This is a genomic window from Arthrobacter sp. NyZ413 (assembly GCF_049390645.1).
GTDB lineage: Bacteria > Actinomycetota > Actinomycetes > Actinomycetales > Micrococcaceae > Arthrobacter.
The window spans coordinates 207,117-233,588 of sequence record NZ_CP155435.1; the positions used below are offsets into that span (position 1 = coordinate 207,117).

The 26,472-nt window shown below is 62.9% G+C and carries 23 protein-coding genes and 1 pseudogene; 7 read left to right on the forward strand and 17 right to left on the reverse strand.

Annotated elements, in window-relative coordinates:
- Window positions 1-102: 102 nt before the first annotated feature.
- Window positions 103-1,464 carry an aspartate aminotransferase family protein gene (locus ABCW42_RS21770; RefSeq protein WP_423185036.1) on the reverse strand — a complete coding sequence of 454 codons (1,362 nt, stop codon included), beginning with the start codon at window positions 1,462-1,464 and terminating at the stop codon, window positions 103-105.
- Between the two features lie 132 nt (window positions 1,465-1,596).
- Between ABCW42_RS21770 and ABCW42_RS21775 the strand changes: the two genes are divergently transcribed.
- Complete coding sequence (locus ABCW42_RS21775; protein WP_423185037.1) at window positions 1,597-3,144, forward strand: PucR family transcriptional regulator; 1,548 nt, start codon at window positions 1,597-1,599, stop codon at window positions 3,142-3,144.
- Between the two features lie 274 nt (window positions 3,145-3,418).
- Here ABCW42_RS21775 and ABCW42_RS21780 read toward each other — a convergent pair.
- The 12 genes and pseudogenes from ABCW42_RS21780 to ABCW42_RS21835 form a co-directional block, all read right to left on the reverse strand.
- Window positions 3,419-3,697, reverse strand: a pseudogene (locus ABCW42_RS21780) (transposase); the annotation flags it as partial.
- Between the two features lie 994 nt (window positions 3,698-4,691).
- Window positions 4,692-5,087, reverse strand: coding sequence for a DUF4913 domain-containing protein (locus tag ABCW42_RS21785; RefSeq protein ID WP_423185038.1), 396 nt, complete (start codon window positions 5,085-5,087; stop codon window positions 4,692-4,694).
- Entirely contained in the window at window positions 5,084-6,865 is a 1,782-nt protein-coding gene (locus ABCW42_RS21790) for a type IV secretory system conjugative DNA transfer family protein (protein WP_423185039.1), read from the reverse strand. The genes ABCW42_RS21785 and ABCW42_RS21790 overlap by 4 nt, the downstream gene beginning before the upstream one ends.
- A gap of 17 nt (window positions 6,866-6,882) precedes the next feature.
- Window positions 6,883-8,463, reverse strand: a complete 1,581-nt coding sequence (locus tag ABCW42_RS21795) for an ATP/GTP-binding protein (RefSeq protein ID WP_423185040.1) — start codon at window positions 8,461-8,463, stop codon at window positions 6,883-6,885.
- A complete protein-coding gene (locus ABCW42_RS21800; RefSeq protein ID WP_423185041.1) occupies window positions 8,460-9,962 on the reverse strand; it encodes a hypothetical protein in 1,503 nt (500 codons plus the stop codon). The genes ABCW42_RS21795 and ABCW42_RS21800 overlap by 4 nt, the downstream gene beginning before the upstream one ends.
- Window positions 9,962-11,632 carry a hypothetical protein gene (locus tag ABCW42_RS21805; protein ID WP_423185042.1) on the reverse strand — a complete coding sequence of 557 codons (1,671 nt, stop codon included), beginning with the start codon at window positions 11,630-11,632 and terminating at the stop codon, window positions 9,962-9,964. Before ABCW42_RS21805 ends, ABCW42_RS21800 begins: the two co-directional genes overlap by 1 nt.
- A gap of 58 nt (window positions 11,633-11,690) precedes the next feature.
- On the reverse strand, window positions 11,691-12,554 hold the full coding sequence (locus tag ABCW42_RS21810) for a hypothetical protein (RefSeq protein ID WP_423185043.1): 864 nt from the start codon (window positions 12,552-12,554) through the stop codon (window positions 11,691-11,693).
- A gap of 26 nt (window positions 12,555-12,580) precedes the next feature.
- Entirely contained in the window at window positions 12,581-12,955 is a 375-nt protein-coding gene (locus ABCW42_RS21815) for a hypothetical protein (protein ID WP_423185044.1), read from the reverse strand.
- Between the two features lie 13 nt (window positions 12,956-12,968).
- Window positions 12,969-14,123 (reverse strand): MinD/ParA family ATP-binding protein, encoded by a 1,155-nt coding sequence (locus tag ABCW42_RS21820; protein ID WP_423185045.1) that lies wholly within the window; start codon window positions 14,121-14,123, stop codon window positions 12,969-12,971.
- A 162-nt stretch (window positions 14,124-14,285) separates the two neighbouring features.
- Complete coding sequence (locus tag ABCW42_RS21825; protein ID WP_423185046.1) at window positions 14,286-14,777, reverse strand: hypothetical protein; 492 nt, start codon at window positions 14,775-14,777, stop codon at window positions 14,286-14,288.
- Window positions 14,774-15,844 carry a M23 family metallopeptidase gene (locus ABCW42_RS21830; RefSeq protein WP_423185047.1) on the reverse strand — a complete coding sequence of 357 codons (1,071 nt, stop codon included), beginning with the start codon at window positions 15,842-15,844 and terminating at the stop codon, window positions 14,774-14,776. Before ABCW42_RS21830 ends, ABCW42_RS21825 begins: the two co-directional genes overlap by 4 nt.
- Window positions 15,837-16,151 (reverse strand): hypothetical protein, encoded by a 315-nt coding sequence (locus ABCW42_RS21835; protein ID WP_423185048.1) that lies wholly within the window; start codon window positions 16,149-16,151, stop codon window positions 15,837-15,839. The genes ABCW42_RS21830 and ABCW42_RS21835 overlap by 8 nt, the downstream gene beginning before the upstream one ends.
- A 221-nt stretch (window positions 16,152-16,372) precedes the next feature.
- Between ABCW42_RS21835 and ABCW42_RS21840 the strand changes: the two genes are divergently transcribed.
- Complete coding sequence (locus ABCW42_RS21840) at window positions 16,373-16,741, forward strand: ArsR family transcriptional regulator (protein WP_423185170.1); 369 nt, start codon at window positions 16,373-16,375, stop codon at window positions 16,739-16,741.
- Here ABCW42_RS21840 and ABCW42_RS21845 read toward each other — a convergent pair.
- Window positions 16,738-17,454 (reverse strand): SDR family NAD(P)-dependent oxidoreductase, encoded by a 717-nt coding sequence (locus tag ABCW42_RS21845; protein WP_423185049.1) that lies wholly within the window; start codon window positions 17,452-17,454, stop codon window positions 16,738-16,740. The two genes, ABCW42_RS21840 and ABCW42_RS21845, sit on opposite strands and share 4 nt — an antisense overlap.
- A gap of 129 nt (window positions 17,455-17,583) precedes the next feature.
- On the opposite strand from ABCW42_RS21845, the gene ABCW42_RS21850 reads away from it, so the two are divergent.
- From ABCW42_RS21850 to ABCW42_RS21865, 4 genes are all read left to right on the forward strand, one after another.
- Entirely contained in the window at window positions 17,584-17,883 is a 300-nt protein-coding gene (locus ABCW42_RS21850; RefSeq protein ID WP_423185050.1) for a hypothetical protein, read from the forward strand.
- The gene (locus ABCW42_RS21855) at window positions 17,876-18,973 is read left to right on the forward strand and encodes a hypothetical protein (RefSeq protein ID WP_423185051.1); all 1,098 of its coding nucleotides are present in this window, start codon (window positions 17,876-17,878) and stop codon (window positions 18,971-18,973) included. The genes ABCW42_RS21850 and ABCW42_RS21855 overlap by 8 nt, the downstream gene beginning before the upstream one ends.
- Complete coding sequence (fabI, locus tag ABCW42_RS21860; protein ID WP_423185052.1) at window positions 18,974-19,741, forward strand: enoyl-ACP reductase FabI; 768 nt, start codon at window positions 18,974-18,976, stop codon at window positions 19,739-19,741.
- 787 nt (window positions 19,742-20,528) lie between these two features.
- Complete coding sequence (locus tag ABCW42_RS21865; protein WP_423185053.1) at window positions 20,529-22,217, forward strand: MarR family transcriptional regulator; 1,689 nt, start codon at window positions 20,529-20,531, stop codon at window positions 22,215-22,217.
- Window positions 22,218-22,424: 207 nt separating this feature from the next.
- On the opposite strand, the gene ABCW42_RS21870 is transcribed toward ABCW42_RS21865, so the two are convergent.
- The 3 genes from ABCW42_RS21870 to ABCW42_RS21880 all read right to left on the reverse strand — a co-directional run bounded on the left by ABCW42_RS21870 (window position 22,425) and on the right by ABCW42_RS21880 (window position 24,566).
- Window positions 22,425-22,538 carry a helix-turn-helix domain-containing protein gene (locus tag ABCW42_RS21870; protein WP_423185171.1) on the reverse strand — a complete coding sequence of 38 codons (114 nt, stop codon included), beginning with the start codon at window positions 22,536-22,538 and terminating at the stop codon, window positions 22,425-22,427.
- Between the two features lie 406 nt (window positions 22,539-22,944).
- Entirely contained in the window at window positions 22,945-23,628 is a 684-nt protein-coding gene (locus tag ABCW42_RS21875; RefSeq protein WP_423185054.1) for a hypothetical protein, read from the reverse strand.
- Entirely contained in the window at window positions 23,625-24,566 is a 942-nt protein-coding gene (locus ABCW42_RS21880; protein WP_423185055.1) for a ParA family protein, read from the reverse strand. Before ABCW42_RS21880 ends, ABCW42_RS21875 begins: the two co-directional genes overlap by 4 nt.
- Window positions 24,567-25,650: 1,084 nt before the next feature.
- Between ABCW42_RS21880 and ABCW42_RS21885 the strand changes: the two genes are divergently transcribed.
- Complete coding sequence (locus ABCW42_RS21885) at window positions 25,651-26,058, forward strand: hypothetical protein (RefSeq protein ID WP_423185056.1); 408 nt, start codon at window positions 25,651-25,653, stop codon at window positions 26,056-26,058.
- Window positions 26,059-26,472: the final 414 nt, after the last annotated feature.

Consider the following 26,472-nt stretch of genomic DNA (forward strand, 5'->3'; position numbering starts at 1 on the left):
TCCCCCGCCGGGCTAATACCGGTGTTTCCGACCCCTTACGGAGGAAGGAACCGTCTAGGCCAATGGCACCCTGCAGCCCGGCTTACAAAAGGCACGGGTCAATTAGCGCGGGACGGCGGTGAGTGCCTGGTCGTAGATGGCCAGTGCCTGAACTACCTCGTCGGGTGTGACGATGGCGGGCGGGACGACGTGGAGGCGGTTGTCCGCGATGAAGGGCAGCAGGCCCAGGCGCAGGAGTTCGCCTTTGAGCCGGCCCATGTAGTCGGTGGTGACGGGGGTCCGGGTGGCCTGGTCCTGGACGAGTTCGAGTGCCCAGAAGACGCCGCGGCCGCGAACTTCGCCGATGACGTTGTGCTTTTCGGCGAGGGCGCGGAGGCCGGACCCAAGGTGGTCGCGTCCGATCCGGGCGGCGTTGCCCACGATGTCCTCTTCCTCGAAGGCCTCGATGGACGCGACGACGGAGGCTGCGGCGAGGGGGTGGCCGGAGTAGGTAAGGCCGCCGGGGAAGACGCGCTCGTCGAAGGTGGCGGCGATGTCGCCGGAGATGATGACGCCGCCCACGGGGACGTAGCCGGAGTTCACGCCCTTGGCGAAGGTGATGAGGTCCGGGGTGACGTTGAAGGCGTCGAAGGCGAACCAGTCGCCGGTGCGTCCGAAGCCGGCCATGACCTCGTCTAGGATCATCACGATGCCGTATTCGTCGCACAGTGCGCGGACGCCTTCGAGGTAGCCCGGGGTGGGAAGCAGGATGCCAGCGGTGCCGGGGACGGTTTCGAGCAGGACCGCGGCGATGGACTGGGGGCCTTCGGCCTGAATGACACGGCGCAGGTGGTGCAGGGCGCGCTCGGTTTCCTGTTCCGGCGTTTCGGCCCAGAACTCGGAGCGGTAGAGGTAGGGGCCGAAGACGTGGACGTGGCCGCGGGCGTATTCGTTGGGGATGCGGCGCCAGTCCCCGGTGGCGACGATCGCTGCGCCGGTGTTGCCGTGGTAGGAGCGGTAGCGGGAGATGATCTTGTCGCGGCCGGTGTGCAGCCTGGCCATGCGGATGGCGTTCTCGTTCGCGTCCGCGCCGCCGTTGGTGAAGAAGACCTTCTCCATGTTGGCAGGTGCGTGGGACAGGATCTTGGCGGCCGCCGTGGCGCGGACGTGGTTGGCGTGGGCCGGTGCGACGGTGGCGAGGGTGGTGGCCTGCCGGGCGATCGCCGCGATGACCTTGGGGTGCTGGTGGCCGATGTTGGTGTTTACCAGCTGGCTGGAGAAGTCCAGATAGGTGTTGCCGTCATGGTCCCAGACGGTGCTGCCGGATCCGCCGGCGATCGCCATCGGGTTTAGGGACTTCTGCGCGGACCAGGAGTGGAAAACGTTCGCGCGGTCCAGGGCGACGACGTCGGCATTGCTGGGTGTTCCGTTCGCGGCTGTGGCGCTGGTGTCTGCTGCGGGCAGGGTTGCCGGAATGGCGACCATGGCGGGTTCCTTTCGGGAAGTTGTGAAGTCGGCTTCCCCTCATCATCCGTTCACCTTGCCTGCGAAGGCAGTGTACGTTTGTACGAAATCTTCGAATCTGTTCGACATTTCAACATCAGCAAGGAAGCCGCTATGCCGCCAAGCCTCAATGTCCTGCTTCGAAGCCGCTCCCTCAGGCTGCGGCTGATCACCCCAGACCTCGGAGCGCCGCAGCTCGACGAGCCAATCAGCTGGGTCCACAGTTCCGATCTGGAGGACCCCACGCCGTTCCTGGACGCCGGACAGCTGCTGCTCACCGACGGCACTCAGTTCCCGGCCGAGGGAGAGTTCCGCAAGTATGACGAATACGTGGGCCGTCTAAGGGGGCACGGCATTGCGGGCCTCGGCTTCGCCACGCAGGTGATCCACGGGACGCTGCCCCCGGCGCTGGAGGACGCCTGCCGGAACCACGGGCTGCCGCTGTTGGAGGTCCCGGACAGGACACCCTTCATCGCGATCATCCGCATGGTCGCCGACTATTTGGCCAGGGAGGAGCATTCGCGCGCGGAATGGTCGCTGCAGGCACAGCGCGCCATCTCCCGCGCCGCCCTCCGCCCCGACGGGCTGACCTCGATCCTCGGCGAGCTCGAGCGGCAGCTCCACAGCTGGGTAGCGCTCTACGACGCTGCCGGAAACTACGTCCGAATGCCCAGGAACCGCCCGGTCCCCTCGAACATCGCCGCCGAAGTCACAGCGAAGGTTCGCGCTGCACTGGACCAGGGAACACGGTCCGCCTCGCACCTGAATATCGGGGGCCAGCCGGTGACGCTGCAGACCCTCGGCCGGAAAGGCAGCCTGCGCGGCGTCCTGGTTCTGGGCGCAATCGAACCGCTCGACCCGGCCAGGACGGACATCGTCAACAGCGTGATCGGCCTGGCCAGCCTGGCGCTCGAGCAGGCCCGCACCCTGGACACTGCCCGCAGGCATCTCCGCGCGGGCGTCTTCGAGCAGCTGGTGGCCGGCAGTACCGAAGTCGCCGCCAGAACAGCCCGGCAGGTCTGGGGACAGTTACCCCGCGAGCCACTGTTCGTGACTGCCTCACGTCAGGAGAACCCGGCGCCGAACCTGCTCGAAGCACTGGAGCTACTGGCCGATGACTACCGCGGCGCCGTGTTCTATGCCCTCCGCAGCGACCTTTTGGTAGTCCTGGCCGGGCGGCAGCACCAGGACAAGGTCCTCGAACTTCTGCAGCGGCACGGCCCCTGCGGCATCTCCTCCCAAACCACCATGGAAGCGCTGCCCGGTGCCCTCGAAGAAGCCAGCCGCGCGCTGCGGCGCGCAACAGAACTCGGCAGGGCAGCCGTCGAGTTTTCCGAACTGTCCAACAGCGGGATGCTGGGTCTGCTGCGCGAGGAAAAGGCCGGGCCGGTGGCCCGCGGACTGCTGCAGCCGCTCATCGCCCATGATGCGGCGGAGCGTACGGAGCTGCTGGCCACCGTGCGGGAATGGTTCGCGAACGACTGCGTGTGGGACAAGACCGCCCGGCGCCTCGGCGTCCACCGCCACACCCTGCGGAACCGCGTGGGCGCAGCCGGTCGCATCCTGGGCCTGAACCTGGACGGAATGCGCGACCGGCTCGAACTGTTCGCCGCGGTGCAGTTCCTCGAGGAAACCCAGCCGCGGCAGGGGCTAGAACAGTAGGGCAGGGCCGCCGGTGCTGGACGCGGCAGGGACTTTACGGACAAGGTCGAGCTGGCCCCAGCGGGGTGCGGGAGTGGTTCCGAGGCCCGTTCTTGCCCGCGCTTAGGGCATCAGCCGGGAGACGGTACCAATACCTACCGCTCGCGACCCTTCCGTAAGAGCCGCGAGTGCCGCCTAGTACTTTGTTAGGTTGGGGCTCGTGGACGGCAGGACGGGCAGTAGCCGGGCCATGCGGCGATCACTCGTTGGAGTTCCTTGAGGATGCCGTAGAGGCTCAGGCTGCCCCGGCTGCTTTTGGGTTCGTGAGCCGCAGCCGGGTAATGAAGAGGTGGGCGGCGGTGACGAGGGTGACGTGGCGGTGCCAGCCGTTGAAGGAGCGTCCTTCGAAGTGGGAGAGGCCGAATCCGGTTTTCAGTTCGCCGTAGTCACGTTCGATCCGCCAGCGCATTTTGGCGAGCCTGACGAGTGTTTTCAGCGGCGTGTCGGCGGGCATGTCGGAAATCCAGTAGTCGGTGGGTTCCGGTGCGTTGACTGGCCATTCGGCCAGCATCCAGGGATGCACCCCGAGGCAGCAAGCGCTTGACGAACTGTTGGAAGAAACTGGTCTTCACTCGACGAGTCTGGTTGAGCTCCGAACCGGGCCCGACCTGCTGATCGCCTGATGACGAATCAAGGTCCTGGCTCGTGCACACATTTACCGCTGTCACTGTCCAACGTCAGTTGGACCTTTACTGGGAGCATGATTCGTTGGACGGCACCGTATAAGGTCAGACGCTTTGCCAACCGAGTCTCCTGATTCTCGTCGAGGGCCTCACGTTCCGGGGCGGTATCACATCCCTCGAGGCGTACGAATCGCTCGCCCATGGTGCACTCCAGCGACTCTCCCCGCCGATCCAGCATTACCCAACGAAAGAAGGACCCGAATGGAACACGTCCGAAGGGGACAACTGATTTTCCATGACCCTCTTGCCGCCTCCGAAGTTGCCGACTTTATTGAGGCCAGACTCCGCAACGAGACAGATAGGCTTCCGGTCCCGTGTCGACACGGTCCCGAAAGCACCACGTAAAGCGAAGAAGCCGTGGATGTCACGGTGGCGGATGGAAGCCATGGAACAGGTCTCGATTGCCCTCAAGGCGCTGGCCAGAGAGTGGGAAGGCTAACGCGCATTGCTGGCCGATGACGCATCGTCGGTGTCGGAAAAGATCAGGTCAGGTGCCGCTCCCTTCATGCGTGCGCCGGAAACACCATCGGACCCAAGAAGTTTTTGCACGGCGTCGCTGACCAGAGCGCGGTCGCAGTCTGAGGACGCGTTGGGCCATCCAGCCGAGGCTGCTTGAAGGCGGATATGACGTCCAGCTGGCGTACACCCCAAGCTGACGTCTGGAAGTGTCTGAAAAGCTGTCAGAATAGGGTGCCATCTTCTGTTTTCTTACATGCATTCGCGAAACTCTTAGCTTCCAACCTGACATCCCGGGTTGGACATACCCGCCAAGTCAGGCGGCGCTTTTCGGCGGTTATCGCTTTGGAGTGCATCTGGTCTTGGATGTCAGGGTGCCCAGTCCGCTGGCGGGGTGTCGGTCATCAGTCGTGGGGTGTAGACGTTGGATTTTTCAAAGAAGCGGTGTCCGTAGCGGCAGGTTTCGAAGGGGCCGGTGGGGCTGAAGAGGGTGCGTGTGTGGGCGTCCCAGTGGTACACGAACCAGCCGCTGAGCGCGTTGTCTTCTTCGGCTTTGATGTATTCCTGGTGCAGTGCCCGGAGCCGGGTGACGGCTTCGGGGTGGGCCCACCATTGCGGGCACCAGTACCGGGTTTCGCTGTCGTCGGGGACGGATTCGACGTCGTGGATGATGGCTTGGACCCAGGCGGTGAATTCGGCGATCAGTTCCTCTTCGCTTGGTTCCTCCGGGGTCTCGTCGGGGGTGTCGGGTCCGGGGGTGCTCATGCGGCGTTCTCCTTCTCCTGCTCTTTCGTGTGCACCACCGGCGTGTTCACCGGGATCGGTATGGCGGTGGGGTTGGTGCCGTTGATGATGGCCCGGGCGGCGGGCAGGCCGTGCTCGACGGTGCGTTTCATGGCCGGTGTGTTGTCCCAGCGGCGGAGTTTGATGATCGCCGCGGGGGTGATGGAGGTGCTGAGCAGGGCGGTGAATTTGGGAATGTTGCTCAGGTCCTCGACGCTGGCCTTGGGCATGGTTTTGGCAGGTTTGCCTTCCCCGGTGGGTTTTTCCCAGGTGCCCAGGCGCTGGGAGATTCCCTGGGTGAAGGTGTCTTCTTCGCTGGCGCCCAGCAGGCGGATGCCGGCGGTCTGCCAGAGGGTTTTCATGCCGTTCTCGCCCCATTCGCTCACGCCCTGGGAGTAGGCCTGCAGATAAACCGTGAAGCACAGGCCGCGTGAGCCGAAGTAGCTGAAGTCCTTGGGCAGGGACGGCCAGGCGGCGATGTTCGCTATTTCGTCCAGTTCCCCGACGAGGGGCACCTTCAGGCGGGCTTCGCCGGGGGTTTCGCGGATCGCGGTGCGGGTGATCGCGTTGACCAGGGCGGTGATGATGGCCCCGGCGCTGCCGGGCCCGCGTTCTGAGAGCATGATCAGGGTCTGCCGGCCCTGCAGGAATCCGGCCGGGTCGAACTCGCGGATCCCCGGGGTGGGGGTGGTCCAGGGGAGGATGGCCTCGTGCACGAGGTCACGGCACATGCGCTGGACCGTGGCCACGAGCGATCCGCGGGTTTTGTCGGGCCATTTGTCGTAACCGGCCACTTCCGCGGCCGGGCGGGTGTACCCGAGGTCGTCCAGGAGGTTGCTGACCAAAAGCAGCGCACCCTTGGAGGCCCAGTCGTGGACGTGGGCGAGGGTCTTGCCGGTTTTCGCGGCCGCGAGGAGCATCCAGGCCAGGCATGACTCGCCGGCGGGGCCGAAATGGGCGTCGTCTTTGGCTTCGGTTTCGGTGCGGGGGTTGTTTTTCGCCGAGGCGGTGATCAGCCAGGAGGCCAGGCGCATGGCGTCCTCGGTGCCCCGGACCTGTGCCAGGGGGTTGAAGATGAAGTCCGGAGTGTCCGGCTGCCGGAAGATCTTCCCCAGATCCCAGACCCAGACCGGGCCGAGGTGGTGGCGGCCGGCGATGACCTGGGCGACGCCGTCGACTTTGTTTCCGGTCATCAGCGCGCTGCCGGGGGCGTTGAGGATGCGCGGGACGACGCAGCAGGAGGTTTTGCCGGTGCCCGGGCCCATGATGCACACGCCCAGGTCACGCCACCCCTGGTACAACACCGCCGCCCGTCCGGCGGCCGGGACGCCGAGGACCTGGCCGGGGGCGATGCCTTGGGCGTGCGGGTGGAGGTTGGTCGCGTCTTTGCGCATGGCCTTTCCCATCAGGGGTGCCAGCTGCTGACCGGTGGCCAGCCGCCCCGCTACCCCGTTCCCGGAGACCGCGGAGGCGGCTGAACCGCCGGGGGTGGCGAAAGACAGCGCGACGAGCCCGCCGACGAGTGCGAGGAGGAAGACCGTCCCGAGCCAGGTGGCGGCGTCCGGCCAGACCACGGTGCCCTTGGCCAGCCGGATCCCCAGCTCCAGCGGGTTCCACCCCGGCTGGTAGACGCCTGCGCTGGTGGGGGTGAGCGCCTCTCCGGCGTTCACGGCCACCGGGAACAGAGCCACGGCGGCGACGACGAACACCTGGACGGAGAAGCGCTGCAGCATCGTCAGCAGCCTGGTCAGGGTGGTCATGGGTGGGTTCCTTTGCCTTAGGCGGTGAGGGTGAGGGTGCCGGTGGCGAGCATGGCTTTGTCGGTGTTGGTGATGTCGGTTTCGTAGTCGGAGCGCAGGTGGGTGACCAGGTTGGCGTCCTTGGAGCCGATTTTCACCAGGCAGACGCCCTGGTCCAGGCCCATGAGCACGTCTTCGGTGCCGGCCGGGAGGTTGAACATGACGGTGGTGGCCGTGGCCTCGTCGTGGTTGTCCTGCCCGTAGAAGTATTTCGAGCCGGCTTCCTTCATCATGGCCGCGGCCGGGGACCCGGCGGGGATGTCCGAGACGTGGTGGAACGCGAAGTCACAGGACAGCGACAGGGCGCGGGAGAGTTTGGTGAGGCGCTGGATGACCAGGGCGAAGGCGCCGCGGACAAGGTGCCAGGCTTCCTCGACCACCAGGTGGGTCGGGACCACGGACCCGTGGACGCGTTTTTGGGTGTAGAGGGTGTTGAACAGCCAGGTGGAGATGATGAGCATGACGATGCCCAGGGCCGGGCCGTCCTCCGGCAGCGCGGAAACGTCGAAGACGGTCAGCCCGTTGCCGAGTTTCACGTTCTCGCTGGTTTCGCCGTCGACGATCCCGGTCAGGTCGTCATCGAGCAGGCGTTCGAGGGCGAACGCGGGGTCCAGGCCCCATTCGCGCAGTTCCTCCACGCCCAGGTGAGCGGCCTCCGCCGCCCCCGGATCGGGCACTTGCAACGCTTTGACGACGTCTCGGACGACCGCGACCCTGCCCTCGGCCGTCGCGGTGGTGAGGGCGGCGTGGTGGGCCATGGCCAGGGCCTTGCCTTCCCGGGCGGTCAGGTCCCGGCCGAGGGCTTCGGTGGCGACGGCGCGCAGCAGCGCGGCCTGCCCGACCGGCTTCCGCCCGTCCGCCCGCCCGCCGGGGTGTTCGTCGACGCCGATGGCGGGGTCGAGGAGGTTGACGGTGACGCCGGTGCCGTCCAGGGCGAAGCGGATCGGCTCGACCCCGAGGGAGCGGGCTTTTTGGGCGTATTCGCCCTCCCCTGTTTCGGCGTCGAGTTTCTTGTCGATCACCACGGAACGGCGGCCGAACAGCAGCGGGCGGGTGATGGAGCCGGTGGTCATGCCCGAGGATTTGCCTTTGCCCAGGTCCCCGATGCGGATCACGTTCGGGGAGGAGAGTTCCTTGTCTTCATAGGCCACGAACGGGTCCGTGTAGAAGGGCCAGTCGGAGAACGCGTCCACCCCGAAAATGAAGCCCCGGGAGGACGTCGGGGCGGACGCGACGGCCAGGTAGGTGGCTTCGCACTGGCGCGTGGTGGACTTGATCCCCGCCGGCGAGGGCGAGTAGAACCCCAGCCTCTCCGCCCACGTCCACCGCTTCCCCGAGGTCCACGCCGTCCGAACCTCCTCCTGGACATGCCCGGCCTCCGGGACAGTCAGTCCCGGGGCCGGTGCGCTTCCGAGCTCGGGTGGCTGCTGACCGGTTGTGCGTTCGCGCTGCGGCCGTGCCCGCCCGGCCCCGCGTGACTCGGGGACGGCAGGATCCGGGGCCGGGATGGTGTCCGGATCCGTGTCCGGATCGGTGTCGGTGGTGGTGGTGGTGGTCATTGTTTGACTCCTCGTGCCAGGGGAAGGGTGGTGATCATGGCCAGGTCCTGGCGTTCGTCCATCCAGGACAGCTCGCTGATCCCGGCGGCGTTGGCCATGGCTTCCATGGCGGACACGGCGTCCTCGAGCCCGGCTTCGGTGCGGGCCTTGACCGTGATGTACAGGGCCAGGTTCACGCCGTGGTACGGGGATCCGACTTTCAGGTCGTTCAGCCGTGCGGTGGACCCTGACAGGGACGCGGCCGCGGACCCGTCATCGATCCTGCCCTTGCCCGCGCCGGCATTGGTCTCCCCGGTGTCGACGGTGACGTCTTCCTGCGCGGTACCCCGCGCACGGGCGGCCGGGACAAGTTTATGGACGGCGGAGATGGTGCGGATGAAGGAATCCTCCCCGCCGGACACCAGCCGGGAGAGGGCCTGGACCGGCAGCGCCTCCGTGCTGATCTTGCGCCCCTGCACGGTGGCGGTGCGGGTCAGCCACGTCCCGTTGACCACGACGCGTTCGGGGTGGGTGCCGTCACTGGCCTGCCAACAGGTCGCCAGGGTGACGCCGTCGCTCTGGTCGATGTCGAAGCCGGGGTCCTGCAGGGCACGGATCAGGGCCGCGGCACGGGCTTCGTCCAACACCCGCACCCCGCCGAACGGGCCCCGGAGTTTCTTCACGGCCTTCTGGACTTCCTTGAAGACCGCGATCCCGATCCCGGTGTCGCCCCCGCCGTACCGGGAGGCGGTCTTCCACAACCGGTCGGTGGACGGCAGGCCCAGGGCGAGGTAGGTGCGGTGCTGTTCGGAGCGGGTATTCAATTGCCCGGCCAGATCGGCGTAGGAGCGCTGCAACACCTCCGGTGTGCCTTCCGGGATCCGGGACCCGATGAAGACCAGGTGGTCTTCGATGTCCGCCGGCACCACATGGGCGATTTCCTGCACGACCGTGATCGCGGACCGCTCCGTGGCCTGGGAGGTCAGGAACTCACCCCACCCCACATAGGGACGTTCGTCGTCGCGTTCGGCCCTCACGGCGCCGATGCTCCCGGTCACTTCCAGCACCACCGAGAAATAGTCCGTATCCGGCATCGCATGCCGGAACACCACCATCGATCCCCCGCCCCGGAACTCCACATCGAACCAGCGCACCTCCCCCACCGCCAAAGGGGCGTTGCGCTCCCCCGCCGTGGCCGGCAACCACCACGGCGTCATGGCCCCTTCCCCGTCGGGGTGGTAGGAGGACAGCCCGGTGGCGTTGCGCCAACGGTGGTACCAGGTCCGGGCCGTGGCGGCCGCCCAGGATTGGTGGGCGTCCCCGCGCGGGGTGAACATCCACCACCCCGCCGCGGCGAGCAGGATCCCGGCGCCGATCGCGACCGGATGCCTGAACACCACGACCAGGCCCAGGGCGAGGGCCATGAACCCGGCAAGTCCCGCCCATTCGAGGACGTGCCGGTCGCCGCGGAACAGGGCACGAGAGCGGACCTCACCGCCCAGATACACCATGCGGGACATCAGCTCTCACCCCTGACATCGTGCACGGCCGTGTTCGCGTGTTCGGCGGCTTTGGACTTCGCCGCCTTGGCCGCGGCCATCGCGGCCTGCATGACCGCCAGCGGCGCCATCCCGGCCATGCCGCTCTTCCCCGCCCCCGCAGCCGTAGCGGCCGGGGTGTTCTTCGCTGCCGCGGTCTGGCCGGCCCGGTTCGCCGCGGGCTGCTGCCCGCCCGGACCCTGCCCGCCGGTGTCTTGTCCGCTGGTGTGCCTCCCGGGCCCACTGGTGGTGCCGGCGGGGCCCGCGGGTTCCGGACCGTTGCCGGTGCCGGTGTGGGTGTGGTTGCGTTTGGCGTGGTTGTTGGCTTTTTGCATCATCATCGTGGTCATGAACGATGCCCCGGTGCCGGCGGCCGCGCCCGCGGCGGCACTGCCGACGCCGCCCTCGATCTTCCCGCCGGACGTGGTTTTGAGCAGCGGGACGTATTTGAGCAGGGACCAGGGGGCGAAGGTCAGGATGAGCATGGCCAGGGCCAGCATCAGGATGGTGGTGAAGGTTTTGGCGTTCGCGTCCGGGTCCCCGCTGAGGAACTGGATGGCCCCGCCCATGGAGAACACGATCCCGATCACCAGGAACAGGGCCGGTTTGGTCAGCAGGATCCCGGCGAACAAGGCGGCGACTTTCGCCAGGCGCCGCCGCCACAGGGGGTGGATCAGGATCCCGACCATGACCGAGAGCATGATCCCGACCATGTTCGCGCCCAGCATCTGCACGATGAGGTTCCCGTAGGTGCCCAGGGCCCCGAAGCACATGGCAGCGAACAACACCAGGCCCACGAAAGAGCCCATGGTGTCCCCGGCGGTGACGCCGGCGATGTCTTTCACGAGCCGGGCGAAGTTGTCGATCGGTGTGCCGGCCCAGGAGCCGATGCCTTCGGAAAGCAGATCGATGACACCGGACACGACCACGCCGAGGGCGGGGCCGAAGACCAGGACGAACACAGCGAACGGGGCGTAGTCCGTGATGCCTTTCCGGGCTTCTTCCAGGCTGTATTTGCCGGAGTTCGCCCCGGTCATGGTCAGCAGCACCGAAACGGCCATGATGATGAACCCGACACCGGACGTGGCCGCCCAAGTGGCCAGGAACCATTCGGCGCCCGGATTGAAACTGGTGACCCGGGTCAGCAGGCCCAGGATGTTCCCGGTCATGCCCACCGCGTCCGCCTTGGCCGCGTTCGCGGCATCATCCATGGCCCCGGCCGGGTTCTCGATGAACTTCGTGGCCTTCACCACCGCCACCGCCGCACCGGCGATCCCCCTCAGGAAATCCAGCTGCGACTGCTGCACCGCCTCAGCAACTTTCCCCAAACCAACGGCGGCGCCTGTGCAGGTGTCTTTCAGGATCGGCGCGGGTTGGGTGACGGCGAGGCAGATGACCTCCGGGGTCAGCGTTTTTCCGGCGTCGGGCCCGGTGACCAGGCCTTTCACCGCGCCCGAGCACAGGCCCTCCGCATGGAAGAGGTGCACGGTCTTGCCGAAGTCACTGTCATCGCAGACCGCCGCGGAGGCAACGTCTTTGAGCTTGGCGGTCAGCTCCTGTTTCTGCTCGTCCGTCAGCTGGGAGATATCCCCGGGGTTCCCGACTTGGGCGATCGCCACCGGGGCACCGGCGAGCAGCAGGCACACGGCCATCGCCAGCACCTGTAAGACCCGCCGCAGCCGGCGGCCCTCGCCTGACGTGGCCGATCCCTTATTTGCGGGTGACGTTGGCATAGTCGGCCCACCCTTCCAACGGGGCACCCTCAAGGTTGACCAGCATCCTGGCCAGCAGCGACGCGGACACCGGGTACTCCGATTCCTGCGTCGGGGACACGCTGAGCGCCTTCAACGACGGCAGCTGTTTTGCTCCGGAGATCCCCTCCTGCTCGAAGTTCCCCAGGCCGGAGACCTTCCAGTCCCTGGCATCCCCGTCACCGGCCCAGGCCAGCGACCAGAACACGTCGGAGCAGCCGTAGCTGTCGGGGATGGTGTTGCCCTGGTAGGGCTGCTCGAAGTGGGTTTTGCTGCATTGAAGCACGGCGATGGAGGCTTTCTTCCCGGGTTCGCAGCCGAAAATCTTGTAGGCACCGCCCCATTCCGGATGTGCCTGGATGTAGTCCCCGGAACGGCCTTTCGTGGCCGGGTTGGCGATCTTGTCGTGGATCCTTTGGGCTTCCTTGATCCGGTCGGCCGAATCCGGCAGGAAGATCTGGTTGATCAGGGCCAGATGCTTCTCATCCGGGACGTTCCCGTAGCCGAGTTCACCGGCCGTGTAGTTGGTGGCTGCCTGCTCCGCGCCCTCACACGTGGGTTCGTAACCGACCCGGGTCACCCCGTCAGCACCGAGGGTGTTGCCGCCGGACCCGGCGGCCACACCCGCGGCCGCGGTGCCCGGGACCGAGGTTGCCGGGGAGGGCGCCGGGGCCGGGGCGTAGTTCGTGGTGGTGAGGAAGTATCCCGCGGTGCCGACGACGGCCACCGCGGCGGCCCCGGCGAACAGCAGGCCCCTCCCCCGCGGCTTCTTGACCGTGTCTCTCATGGTGACCGGGTCTTTCATGTTGTCTGTGTCTTCCATGCTCTCCTGCTTCCGTCGGAAGGGGTTCAGGCTTTGGCGATGGTGTTGCCGATGGCTACCAGGGCGCCGACGATCACCGGGACGATCACGACCCCGACCAGGATCGAGCCGGACTTGATCACGTGTTCCTTGCCTTTGGTGACGCCCTCGGAGTCGTGGTGGGACTTGGCGGCGTTGAATTTGTTCAGGCTTGTCAGGACTTTCCCGCCGGAGTACACGATGGAGATCGCCCAGATCACGCCCAGGGCGATGAGGATGCCCTTGTTGGCTTTCACCCCGAAAACGTCGAAGTTCGGCTCCACCCCGTCGAACGGGTTTTTCACATCGGCAGGGATCCGGCCCTGGAGCTTGGCCTGCAGTTGCAGTCCGGCATGGGTGAGGGATTCAGTGACAGAGAACATGGCAGGTGGCCTTTCAGTACTGGGTGGTGGTGGGTTCGGCGACGGCGTCCTGCAGCTGCACGATCAGGGCGGCCGCGATGCGCACCAGCGCGGCCCGGGTGGCCGGTGCCAGCTTCCCGATCGTGATGGCGCCGCGCTCGGCCAAGTGGCCGTCATAGGGGACGGTGAACATCCGCTCCGCCCCGATGCCGGCCTGGTGCATGAAGTCCTTCACCAGCCGCTCGACCTTGTACTCGGGCCGGCCATCCGAAACCCGCACCACGATGGCCCGACGGGCAAGGTCACGGAAGTGCGGATCCTGGTGGGATTCCAGGAAATGGAACAGCTCCACGGCCTCGCCCATCGAATCGGAGGCGTTCATCATCGGCACGAGCAGCGCGTCCGAGGTGGACATCGCCCCGGCGAAAGCGCTGGAGGTGTAGACGTTGCCCGAATCCATGGCCCGGATCGTGTAGAACCGGTCGATCAGCGCAGCCACCGTTTCGATGGATTCCTTGTCCAGGGGCGCGCGCCTCGCAGGGCTGGAGCCGAAGGTGTGGGCGAAGGAGGTCTGCGGGACGGCGTAGCCTTCCAGCTGCGCCTTCGTGCCCACCGTCGCGGCGTTCAGGACCAGTTCCCCGATGCCGCTGCGCTGCTCTCCCTCGGACCGGCCGGCCAGCTGCCCGGGATCATCGGAGACTTCCATCATCGCCAGGGACCCGCCGCGGATGGAGGCAATGATCCCGCCGATGCCCACGGTCAACGGGGTCTTGGAGGAATTGCCCTTCTTGTTCGCCGCCGTGTAGGCCACGGACCCGCGCTGCCAGGTGGCCTGGCGGATGATCTGCTCGCAGCACAGCAGCTCGGCCCGTTCCCGGCGCGCAGCCGCTTCCCCCCGGCCCGGGCCCAGCTTCACGGACCCGCCCGTGAGCCTGTTCAGCCACCCGTTGAACCCGTGCATGGCGGGGCCGTTGTGCAGGAAGTCATCGAGCTCGTAGCCGCGCCCGAGCACATGGAAGAGGGCAGGGTCACGCCCGGCCTCCCCCGCCGAGGTCGTGACGTCACCGGCGGTCCTGCCTCCCTCCAGCGGCAGGGCCACGGCCGGCGCACCTGGGCCTGCAGGAGCCGGCGCGTACGCGGTCTCTTCGCTGGAGGCGGCCTTGAGGGTTTCGGGTGCTGGGTCGGTCATGGTTGCTCCTTCCGGGACGATGGAAAACGGGCGGGCCAGGTCAACGGGCTGGCTCTGCCCCTTGGCGGATCCTTGCCAGTAACTGCTCACGGTGTGTGCCTTTCGTTCAAAAGAGCCGGGTCCGGTGTGCGTGGCCGGTGTCCGGGCCGGTCGCTGGTTCTGCTAGTCGTTGTTTTGGGGGGAAATGTCGGTCACCAGCCAGGGGGCGTCTTGTGCGGTGCGGTGCAATGCGACCTGCCAGGGGCCGTTGTCGGTGGCGAACGTCGCGGTGACCGTCAGCGGATCACCGGTATCCCGGGACAGGGCAGGGCCTTCCAGGACCTTGCTCACCGGGACCCGGGCGGGGTCGATGTAGCGGGCGGACCCGGCATAATCGGCCGCAAGATGCGGCTCCAGCGCCGTGAACCACGGCCCTTCCGGCACGGTCGGGCGGGCAAAAAGGGCCATGACCTCCGCCGCGGTGTCCCTCGCCGCCTTCTCACTGGCAGCATCCCAGCTCACCGCGGGCACGCCCTCGTCATGCTCATCACTGGCCGGTGCCGTGGCGGCGGAGGTGTCCGAAAACTGTCCGGCCGGCGCAGCGCAGCCGGACGCCAGCAGTGCCGCGGTCAGGACGAGGGCGCCGGCGGCGCCGGGACGGGGAAGACCGGTCATGGGAGGGCTCCTTTACTGCGGAGGATCGGTTCGGGGTTGACGGTCGGGTTGACCGGCACCGTCGGGTTCGCCGGGGTGCCGGTGAAAAACTCCAGGTGCAGGTGCCGGCCGGACACGTTCCCGCTCTCCCCCTCGGTCCCCAAAGGGGTCCCGGCCGCCACGACGTCGCCGGCCTTCACCCGCAGGCTCCCGGGGGCCATGTGGTAGAAACCCACGGTGAACCTGCCATCCATCGAGGTCCCGTCCACCCTGGTGCCGAACATGCCATCCAGGTCCCTGGCGATCGTGATCTTCAGATCCGTCACGGCCAGGACCGTGCCCGGATGCCCCGGGGTGGAGAAATCGATCCCGTAGTGGAAACCCGCCAGGACCCCGCCGGCGGTTCCCGCCGGTGCCTGCCGGGGCCCGTAACCGCTGGTCAGGACCGCTCCGGGCAGCGGGTTCACCCACTTTCCGGCCAGCTCACCGGTCACGGCCCCGCCCGGGCCGGTGCACGCCCGCGCGCCCGGATCGGCCCCGGACAGGCCCTGCACGATCTGCACCGCCTGGCCCCGGAACCGGGTGTAATGGCCGGGGTCCGCGTTGCGCTGCACCCGGTGAATGGCCTCCGACGGTTCCAACGCCTCCCAGCCCGGAACCTTCTGCAGAGCCTTGAAGAAGTTCGTCGCGGAAACCGTCGGATCCATCCGGTCCGCGTACGAGCCCCACGCACCATTGGCCCGCTGCTGGAACAAACCACGCGAATCAGGACCGGCCCCGTCGCCGTAATCGATCACGCGCAGACTCGATTCACCAATGGCCGCCTGGACCCCAAGCACCTGCGCCGCCACCGGCAGCTTCAGGGCCTTCGCGGCCCCCATGACCGCGGCAGCGTTCTTCAACTGCACACCCCCGAAACCCGCAACCCCGTCAGACACCTTCGCCACCGAAGCATCCACCCCCGCAGCAGGGGACGAGCACGACACCGCTACGGCCGCCGGGGCACCGCTGCCGCCCAGAAACGCCACCAACACCACCGGCGCCAACAACAACCCGACCACAGGAACAACCAACCCGGCCTTAGCCATTGCCGGCCCGCTCTTGTGCCCGGACGCGAGACGGCCGGACGGCGCCAGCGTTGCGTTTGCGCCAGGCATCAGGGATCCAAAGCTGCCCCGCCGACGCGACGGTAAGGACCACACCTGGGCGGCGGCGCCGGAACACGATACGAGGGCGTTTGTCTTCGAAGACTTCCGCAGTAGGGTGCAGACTCAGGTACCCGGCGGCCTCCAGCTTGGTGAGGATCCCGTCCACCAGGTCGAGGTCGCCGGCTCGGCGGGCAACCCCGCCAGCAACGAGTATTGCCGGTACCGCTGCGGTTCCCAGATTTCTCATGCCGTCGTGCCCCGTTCTCCAGGAGCGGTTCTGTCTGCTCGGGTTTAGGGACTTGCTATCAGCAAGAGCAGAAGAACTCGCTAAATGCCTTCATTGATGGTTAGAATCTAACAGAAGGAAGGCATTAAATGAACTCAAGACTGCTTTAAGAGTTCTCATGAGGAAAACGTTGGCGCTGATGGAGGCAGGCAGATGTGAAAAGGATGTTGTTTCGGGGCAAAATGGGGAGCGTGCCTAAATACGCCCTTCCCGAGGAAAACTGGTCCGAGGATCTCCTCGTCGCTCAGAGGGTCATTAGCACGCCCGCCAGGCTCGCCATCGTGGGATATCTCTACACAAAAGGGCCGACATTGCGGGCGACACTCATCAAGGATCTGTCGTTGGACAGCAGCCTTGTGGGCAGGAATCTAGATCAGCTTGAAGACCTCGGCGTCTTGGTCGGCGATCCGCCTCGAGGTGAACGTGTCGGACGGTCGACCCGCTGGGAAGTCGATGTAGACAAATACAATCGCATGGCGAAAGCGTTGTATGACTTCCTCGGAATCGACTTACGGGAGGCAAGGTACACGAAGGATGCGCGGGAGGATTAGTAGCCCAGCCCCTCGCCGCCGGTCACCGGAATGAGCGCCCCTGTGAGGTACGTTAGGGTGCTTACTTTGTAGATGGCGTCAGCGATTTCGCTCGGCTCGGCGACACGCCTAAGCGGGGAGCTATTGATGAGTTTGGCCATCTCCGATTCATCAACTTTGGCCAACATGTCCGTCTTCGTGGGACCAGGGGCGACGACGTTGACACGGATCCCGCGTGGACCACCTTCCCACATCGCTGAGCGTGCCAAGCCATCCAAGGCAGCTTTGGACGACGTGTAGTGAGCGGAGCCGGGTATGCCGGTTCGGGATGACTCGGAGGAGATGAGAACAATGGACCCAGAGCGTGCCCGACCCATGTATTTGAGGGCTTCCTGGACGCTGGCAAAAGCACCGAAGAGATTCGTTTCCATAACGGAACGCAAGTCCTCCGCACGCATCCGAATGAGAAGATCTTGACGGACCACGCCGGCGTTGTAGACCACAGTGTCGAGCCGTCCGTAGGTGTCGGATATTTCTTTGAACGCCGCCTTCAAGCCGCCGGTGTCGGTCACATCGCATTTGATCCCATGAACACCATGGGTGACTCCGCTGCCTCGGTGGGTGCCAGCGACGACGTAGCCTTCCTTGAGGAATCGTTGTGCGGTCGCCTCCCCGATCCCTCTCGATGCTCCGATAACGAATGCGACTGGCGACTCAGCGATAAATTTGCCCACCCCAGCACTGTACAGGTAGGGTCCAAAGTGGCTCGGCTAAAAGCTGGACCGACAACTTCCATACCTCAAGTGTGCTGCTGGACAGTGGTGTGCTGGCTTCCAACCCTCAACTTGTTAGGGCCCAGAGTCATGCACTCCGACGCACTTAATGCCGTATGTACCGCCGCTTCCACCCCCTCCCTGCGGATTCTTCGAGCGTTGAACCTCCTAAAGGTTCCCCAGAAGCCGGCAGAGATTGCGGAAGGCCTTGAGCTCTGCCTTTCCGTAGTCAACCGTGAACTTTGCCGGCTCGAAACAGCGGGCATCGTGAAGACCGTTGACGATCACATTCATCTGGCGGTCGACCTCAACTCCTTCTTCGGTGAGCCGCTGATCTGTGCGCCCCGACAGCCCCATGTCTTGCTACAAGGAAAGAGTGCCAGTGCCTAAGCCAAAACAGATCGACGCAATTGGCCGCTGGGTCATCCTTGACTCAACTCAAGACGGAGCATCTTTGCTTGCTGTCGGCGACGAGAACCATCCGGGTATCAGCCCCAGGAATTGGCTAGACGGCCGGACGCGAACCGTGCTAATCGACAGGCTGAGGACGGCTCTCGCCACCGGTGACCCATTCGAGGGCGCCGTGCGCTACGGCTCCACCGAATTTGTGGTGATCGCCAATCCGGTGGTGTCTCCAGACGGCAAGCAGGTCGTCGGTGCCTACGGAGTCTTTGACCACCCTGGACGTACCATGCCGAAGGCGCCGCTCTTGGGCACATGGCAATGGCGAGTGAGCAAGCAGACAGGGAAAAACGTCGGAGAAGACTCCTCATTGTGGGATGCAAATCTCTTTGAAATTTACGGTATTGATACGTCGACGGTTGAGAGCAGACGCGGCCCTGCAGGGGAATGGCTCGCGAAATTGGTGTCCACGAAAGACAGGGACACCATCAAACTGGTGATCGACAGCGGCATTTCAGTGAACAACCGCAACCGGCATCTTCTGTCCTACGAAGTCATTCACCGGTATGGCAGCGCTAACCCTGGCAAGAAGCAGATCGTAAATTCAGCTCGTGCTTATGACGACCCCGATTTTCCTGATGCCATCATGTTGCGGGGCTTCAGCCGCGAAGTAGCTTCACCGATGGAGCTCATTACCCCTGGGCTCTCCCCCGTCTCGAGCGGACTGCTCACGGATGCACTATTCAGCCTTGCGGCCGACAGGGCATTCGCCGCCATCGACATGAAACAAGAAGTGACTTTCCGAACGTCCAGCAAATGGGTGGATTTCGGACTTCTCCAAGATTTTGAAGGCAATCTTGCCGCACTCGCCCACCCCGACGACAAGTTCGGCTTTGAACAGCATCTCGCATCAGCGGCAGCAGGAAGAACCGGGCCTGAGACGTCAACAATCGTGCGGCTCCGTACAACCTCCGAGACATGGAAGGCATTTACCGTAGCCGTGGCCCCGATTGAGTCCATCGACGGGCAGAGCCGTTACCTCATGACCAGCCTGGCGCCACTTACCGAAGGAGCATAAATGGGAATCCTTGACGGAAAGACGATACTCGTCACAGGTATCTTCACGGAGCGCAGCATCGCGTATGCCGCAGCTGAACTCGCCCAGCGAGAAGGCGCAAGTCTGATCTTCACTGGATTCGGTCGCCGATCGAAGATCACTCAAAAGATCGTTCAGCGGCTTCCCTTCCCCGGACCCGTTCTGGAACTCGATGCCACTAGTCAAGAGGACCTCGACTCCCTAGAGAATAGGGTCAAGGAGCACACGGACCGCTTGGACGGAATAATCCATTGCATTTCAGCCAGCAAACCAGAGGCCGTAGGCCCTGGCTTCATGACAGCCGACTGGGATGTCCTTTCCACGAGCCTCCGAGTCTCTGGCGCATCTTTGCAAGCTGTGACAAAGGCTTGTCTCCCGGTTCTTAACGACGGCGCCAGCATCGTGGGTGTCACATTGGACGGTACCCCTGTTTGGCCGATCTACGGTTGGGCTGGAGTCGCCAAAGCGACATACGAGTCAACAAACCGTTACCTTGCCTATCATCTCGGTGCGCGCAAGATCCGTTCTAATCTCGTCGCCTGCGGGCCGCTAGATAACTTCACCGTTGCTGCAATCGATGGAATTGAGAGCACCGACGGAGTGTGGGAGGAGAGGGCGCCGCTTGGTTGGGACAGAACAGACCTTGCACCGGTGGCAAAGGCTGTTGTCGCACTTCTGTCTGACTGGTTTCCAGCAACGACTGGGGAGATTATCCACGTCGATGGTGGCTATCACGTGATGGGAATGTGAGGTGGGTGTGCGCGACACGCAGTAATTTCTGTAATTGCTTAATCCCGGAACACGGCTTCGAAGGGTGATACTTTCGGGACATCGGAAGCAGTTGCAGCAATTGCCCTTCGCAGGGTCCGTTGAATGACCGTAACCGAAGTCCCGTAGAGAAATGCTCGAGTCACCGACCCCGGTGCTGAAAGTTCAAAGGACAGTGAATGCCATGAGTACGACAACGAATCGGAGAGGCCGTCCCGGCAAAGGCGAACGCCGTGTTGTGGCGTTCCGTCTCCCTACCCAGAAAGCCGATCTGGTCCGCGAGCTCGCGGAAGCCGAAGGCTTTGAGCATGTCAGCGACTGGTTGGCGCAGGTTGTCTCTGAGCGAATTGACCGTACTGATCTGACGAAAGTTCGGCGTCAAGGGGCACTCCCCATCGCCATAGCCTCATAAAAGTGAAGGCCCGCCATAGGCGGGCCCTCGAAGCTTCTGATTCACGAGCTGATCTTGCTTGCCGGCCGACAGCCCGTAAATCGTAAATAGACCTTCGCAGGCCTATTAGTTTTGCTATGAAACCGATCTGGCAGGATCGGTCCTTTGCCATTCCCGTTACCAAGGAACGACATCATCGTACAACAGCACGCGCTCGTGCTGCCAGCAATCGACCCTGCTGGTGTGTCCCGCGAGTCATCCCCAAGCTCTGACGCCGCTCGGGCGTGGGCTGCCCTGACGCCTCTTCTCGCAGGTCAGCCCCGTATTCGCCTCTCCCGTGACGGTGGAAAGACCTACCCTCAAAAGCACGAACGTGCGTTGACTGAGACGCTCCCCACATTTCCAGCTGCCGTCCGTATCTTTGGCAAGGACGGCACTTGCTCGGCAATCTTCCTGGACTTCGATTCCTCCATTGCCGGTATCGATTGGGTGGAATCCGATGTTAAGGGGCTTCAGACCTGGCTGCACAAGTGCGGTGCCCGCTGGATCGAGGACTTCTCCCCCAACGGCGGCCGACACGTGTACATACCGCTGGAACAGCGAGTCAGTTTTTCCGAGGCGCGAGACCTGGTCGAGGCACTGGGCACCCGATACCGAACCCTGGATAAATCCCCCCACCAAAACTTGCTCCACGGGTGCATGCGTACACCAGGTTCCCCCCATAAACGCGGCGGCCATCAAGAACTGGCCATGAGCCTGAACATGGCCTACGACGTTGCACGTCGAAGGAACAGCGCGCGCGTCTGGACGGCACTGCAATCAGACCTGGCTCGGGAGATCGCTGGTGTCCGATCCCTGCGATTGGAGCAGCCTTTTACTCCTACCGCGCCAGATGTCCCTTCGGGCCCGAGGTTGATGGGGCGGATGTCGCGAACAATGCAGGGAATGGCCCTCTCAGGCCTGTACGACGCTAACCGATATGGCTCAGATTCTGAAGCTCGTCAAGCAATCCTCACGGCGGCTGCGGCCACTGGAATGAAACTCACCGAGGTGGAGCGTCGGGTACTGCAGGGAGTATGGCCCGGTCTGGCGTCCTTCTATGCCCGGTACGCCGCTCGGCACCGCCTAACAGCCATGAAACGAGACTGGGCCAGCGCCGTCGAACACCTGCAAAAAAACCAAGCATCCAAACCAAGAAATAACAATGCACATAAATCCCCCACAAGCCAGCCAAATACACAGCCCCTAGGGGTAGATGGAGTTCTAGTCTCGACAACCCCCGATGCTGAGCACCGGTTCATTCGAACCTGGCGTAATGCTCTCAGGCTTAGAGAACGATCCTTTGCTGACTCTCGGATAGGACTGGCACGCAGGATGGTTCTAAGAGCATTGGGAGAAGCTGCGCATATGACGGCTTCACGGTTCATCGAGTTCGGTGACAGATCGATTGCGGTGGCGACGGGCCTTGATCACACGACGGTCGGATCCCATCTCAGGGCACTTCGTAAGGAGAAAGATCCCCTAGTGACCCTGGTTGAAAAAGGCCGAGGAACTAAAGGTGACCTTTACATGCTGACCGTTCCGGAGGAGATCAAGGCCGTCGCCGAGGATTTGGCTTGGCGAAAAGGGAAAATCCACGCACTTCGACCTGTTTTCAGGGAACTGGGATTGCCGGCGGCGTTCGTCTATGAGGCCCTGGAACACTCCCCCGGCCTCTCCACCGCTGAGATTGTCACTGTGACCGGACTATCTCGTACTGCAGTCCGTGAAGCGCTGGAGATGATGGCGGCCTGGAATATGGTCTGCCGCGACGCGGACCGATCCTGGTCAGTCGTTGTTTCGACATCCTTGAAAGACCTGGCAGAATACTTCGGTGTTTTGGAAGCCGTTGCCGCGCAATTGCAGCGTTATCGAGTTGAACGTGAGCGCTGGAGAGAATGGCTGGCGAAGAACATCGCGAAGAATGTGCTGCTGCCCTCCCCTACCGACGACTATCCGTGGGAAACGTTTGAAGGCCCGCCCGATGAGTGGGCCTTGGCCGACATGGCTTTTACGAGGGCTACTTAGGTTCTTCGGGATACTTGACCGAGGGATTTCATCGATCTTCGGTCGATCAACGAATGCGCCGACACCGCACCGAGAATCGAAGGTCTTGTTTCTTACTTGCGGCCTTCAGGCAAGCAAAGTCTGATAGCGGTGCTCGCCGCGTTGGCGCGTGCGCTCCGCTACTTCGACCGATCGACTGGCCCCCAAGCGCATGCCAGAGGCATCCCCTCACCAGGTCTTCGCCCATCGATCCACTGTCGTGTGTGTCACGCCTGCAGCTTTCGCAACCCTACGCGACGGCATACCCCGCTCCGTCGATAAATGCACCGCAAGCATCTTCACCGCCTCCTCACTGGCGGAACGGATCGCCGCGAAATGCCACAACAGATCTTCCAAGACAGTGTTGCCGAACGACGAACACCGCTCTCTGCACGATTGATGTTCTCCAACGCCCGCGCAATGTTCCGCTTTAACGGATCAGTAGTTGTCCACTACGGCAACAAGTCCATCCAGATGCGAAATCGAGGAATTTTCCACGCCCCGATTGGAACAAATAGTTCCATTTGGATCAAAATGAAACGATCTGACATGTCCCGGGACTTCTTTAGAGACATGTCAGATCGTTTTGGGGCGCGATCGTTCAATCTAGCCATAAGTAATGCCATAATTCCCATTGGATGGCACGCGGTTTCGTCTGGACTGATTGCGGGACTAGGACCGCCGGCGGAAGGGACGGCTCGGTAATTACCTATTGCCGGTTGAGGTGAAGCTTGTAGGCAGCGGAGACGAGGGCGCTTCGGGACGGGGCCCTGAAAACAACGACTTTGTCATCGAGCCAGGAGATCTGATCATCATCGAGGCGTACTTGGATCTGAATTCCGGCGGTGCCGCGCCTGCGAACTGCTCGTCGAGGCATCCCCGACGATGTCGGTACCGACTCTGGATTGAATTCCCGGCTGAGGGTCTCCTCATCCAGGGCCTCGAATGCATCCAGCAACAGGTCCGCGTATGTCGTCCGATTTTGATGGACTGCTTCCTTAACATCGGCTAGCAGTTGCGGAGCCAAATAGACACCAACGTTCCGCAATGCTCCGGGGACCGTCTTGGAAGTCTTTGACTCGGTTTTTGTTTGCTTCTTGGCATTGTTCTTGGGAGTGACCAAACTCGATTCATCACGTAGGACCGGAGGATTTTCCATCCCCCTCTCCCCCGTGCGCTCCATGCCGTTCAGTTGACCTTGTTCCTGTGAAGCTCTCGACGACTCTGTTACTTCGGAGCCGTCAATGATCCGCAGCGGCTTGCTAAGCGCCGTAGGTTCCGTCGGAGGATTTTCTGTTTTTTTCCGCTTCGGGGTCAGTAGTCCTTCGAGCTTTGCCCCGCGAGGTGCCGACGGGGCGAATGCGCTGGATAGGTTTGGTCTGCTGCTGCTCATGCGAGTCCCTCGCTTTCGATCGCGTTCAGTCGTGAAAGGATCTCCCCGGTCAATTGCTCGAACTCTTCGGCCAGTCCACCCGCGTTTCGAGAGAAGAAGCCGTCCGCCGGCTTCTCCCCTGCCCTTAGTGCCTTCAGACGTTGCTTTTGGGCGTCAGTGACAGCACCCTCGAGTTCATGGAATAGGAGGCCCTTCCGCCTAGCGTCTGCGCTGGCAGATTCCAGATTTCGGATTCTGGTCTCGAAAACTGGTGCTACTTGCCCGAGCATTTCAGTGAGAGTGTCTCTTACGCTGCGTTCAAGCCGCAGGGAACGAGGTCCTACCCCAAAAAGCACGATGCCGGCGAGCTGGAGAGAGGGATTCCGGTCCCGCACCGCCATGAATCGGCGAGCGATGCGTTCGACGCCGTCGATGCTGGCATCGTCCGACTTTGTCGGGATTACCACCGCACTCGAGATTGCAAAGGCTCCCTCAACGAGAATCCGCTCCCCCGGCGGCGTGTCAATGAGGATTAAGTCATAGTCATCGGCCAATGGAGCTAGGACAGCGTAGAGCATGTCGCCGAAGTCGCTCGCGTCGGAACGGCTTGACCGTGAAACCATGAGGCCTTGGATGTCTTCCAAGTCTTGACCACCAGGTATAACGTCAAGGTTCTCTCGCACATTGCGGAGGATGAGTGGAGCTGTTCCCGCGACAAGGGCGTGGAAAAGTTCCCTCCCGCTTTGTCGTTCATAGCCAAGGTCGCGTGCGAGGTCGCCTTGCGGGTCGAGATCGACTATGAGCACACGTAGGCCGGAAAGCGCAGAGTAGCCGCCGACATTGGCTGCAGTTGTGGTTTTACCCACTCCCCCCTTTCCATTGGCGAGGCTGACGGTGCGGTCTATTGCCCGGGCCTGGTTTGCTCTGGGTGCGGCTGGGGCTTGTAATGATCGTGCCATCGGCTGGGCTCTCCTACTGGTTTGATTCTCCGCCTCACAGCCTACGTGGTTCATAGCTGGAACAGCTGTTACGACACACGCTGTTTCCTACATTGGGTGTGTGGTGGGATTCCAAGCCTGTGGTCATGTTCTCTAAAACGTCTGACTTTCTACTTTATAAATAGTTGGATTTCACGTTCGTATTTAGGTTGGATTTCTACTTGGTTACTTCGTTGGGTTTCACGCCTTCTATCCAACCTGCATGCGTATGAAGGTCACTATTGTTCGTACTGCTTGATACCATGCCATAAGTTGTGCCATAACTATAGCCATCAGTGCCGCCATCTCTTTGGCGGCAAACAAGGGTTGGAGATCTGGTGGACGCTACAACAACGTCATACATAGTTCCCCTAACTTGAAGACAAGTTACCAAGCAGATGGATGCATCAACTGGTCATCAGACCTTAATTATTGTTTGTCAAAAAACCAGTACGACGATAGGAAGTCGAGCATGATCTCATGCCATAACACCTACCATACGTATGGCATCAAGTCCTGTCGATAGTCCAAATTGGTTGTCATGTGCACAATCGAGCTATCGGTCCGCTGGCTCCTATTGCCCCAAGTAGTTCAGCTTTTGGTTCCACTCGGCAGTCGGAAACACGGATGTCCGAAGCAGGAGCCAGCATAGTCAGCTTCCTCTCGAAAGCGTCGGCATGACCTGGCAAAATGAGGAACCATGTGAATCAAATTCCTCGAGACCGTGGTCAGTCCCAAATCATCAGGTCGAGGTGTTGGGAAAGCGCAAGGGAACACGGGGACGCAGGCCAGTGCAAATGGATGAATTGGAAATTCGCTATCCCTGTCGTTCCCGCCGATTCATCGGTTACCGGGGTACGCTGACAGGATGGCTGAAGTGAATTCTAAGTCGGGAAGTTCCGGTCGAAAGACGAGGAACCATGCGCGGCGGAAGAGCTTTTCCCAACGGAAAGTGGACGCGAGAACCTGGCTTGAACGCCTAGTTCCCCCTGAGCGGATCACTGACGAACGCGTGATCGAGCTAGCGGCGTACGTAGACAGATACCGACTGGGTAGCAAATACCAAATGATTGCCGATGCCATGGTGAAGAACGGAGAGGTGCCCAAGTACGAGAAGGTTGCCGCGCGCTATCAGTCGCGTAAAGCCGCTTGGATTCGGCGAAACACCCCTGAGTCACCCGTGGAACTCTCGAATATGGTCGTTGCACGGTTGTATGAGCTGATCGAACGTTCCTGGCGCGAGGGTGGCCGGGGTCCGTTCTGGGGTGAAGTTAGGGACGAGATGGGCTGGGATCAGAGCCAAACGCGGGATGCGTTGCATCGACTGCGGGAATCGGGTGGAATCCACTTCACCAATGATGCTGGCTCGCTAACGGCAGGCGACAACCGCAGCTTGAAGGCTTCAGCGGATGTTGCCATGGCAAAAAGCATCCGGAAGCATTCTGGCTCCGAACACCGTCTTGTGGCCAGTTGATCGCCTATATTTCCTCTGGAAAAGTGGCCGCGTGTCCGGCCGAATGTTTGAGCACGAGTCGATAGTAGTTCGCCATCTCGCTTGTCCGAGCCGGCGATATGACTGAGGCAACGCGCCAGTGGCCGTTTACTTGGAGTTGTTGTCGTGGGGGAGCGGCCGATGTGTTGACCAGAAACTGGCGCGGCTGAATTGCTGCTCCGAAGGCTTCGGCACCAAGACTTGAGACTCCATCTCGGGATGCCGGGCGAGCCTAACTCTTCGACATCCAATGGTCGCGGGCTGTCTTCGTATAGGGGGGTCGTGACCCATGGGGCAGGGGCGCGAAGCAGCTCGGTGAGGCAAAGTAATGTAGGCGACTATGGTCTCGACAAAGGATCCCTTATTGAACTGACGGGTGCGTCTAACGCGATTTCC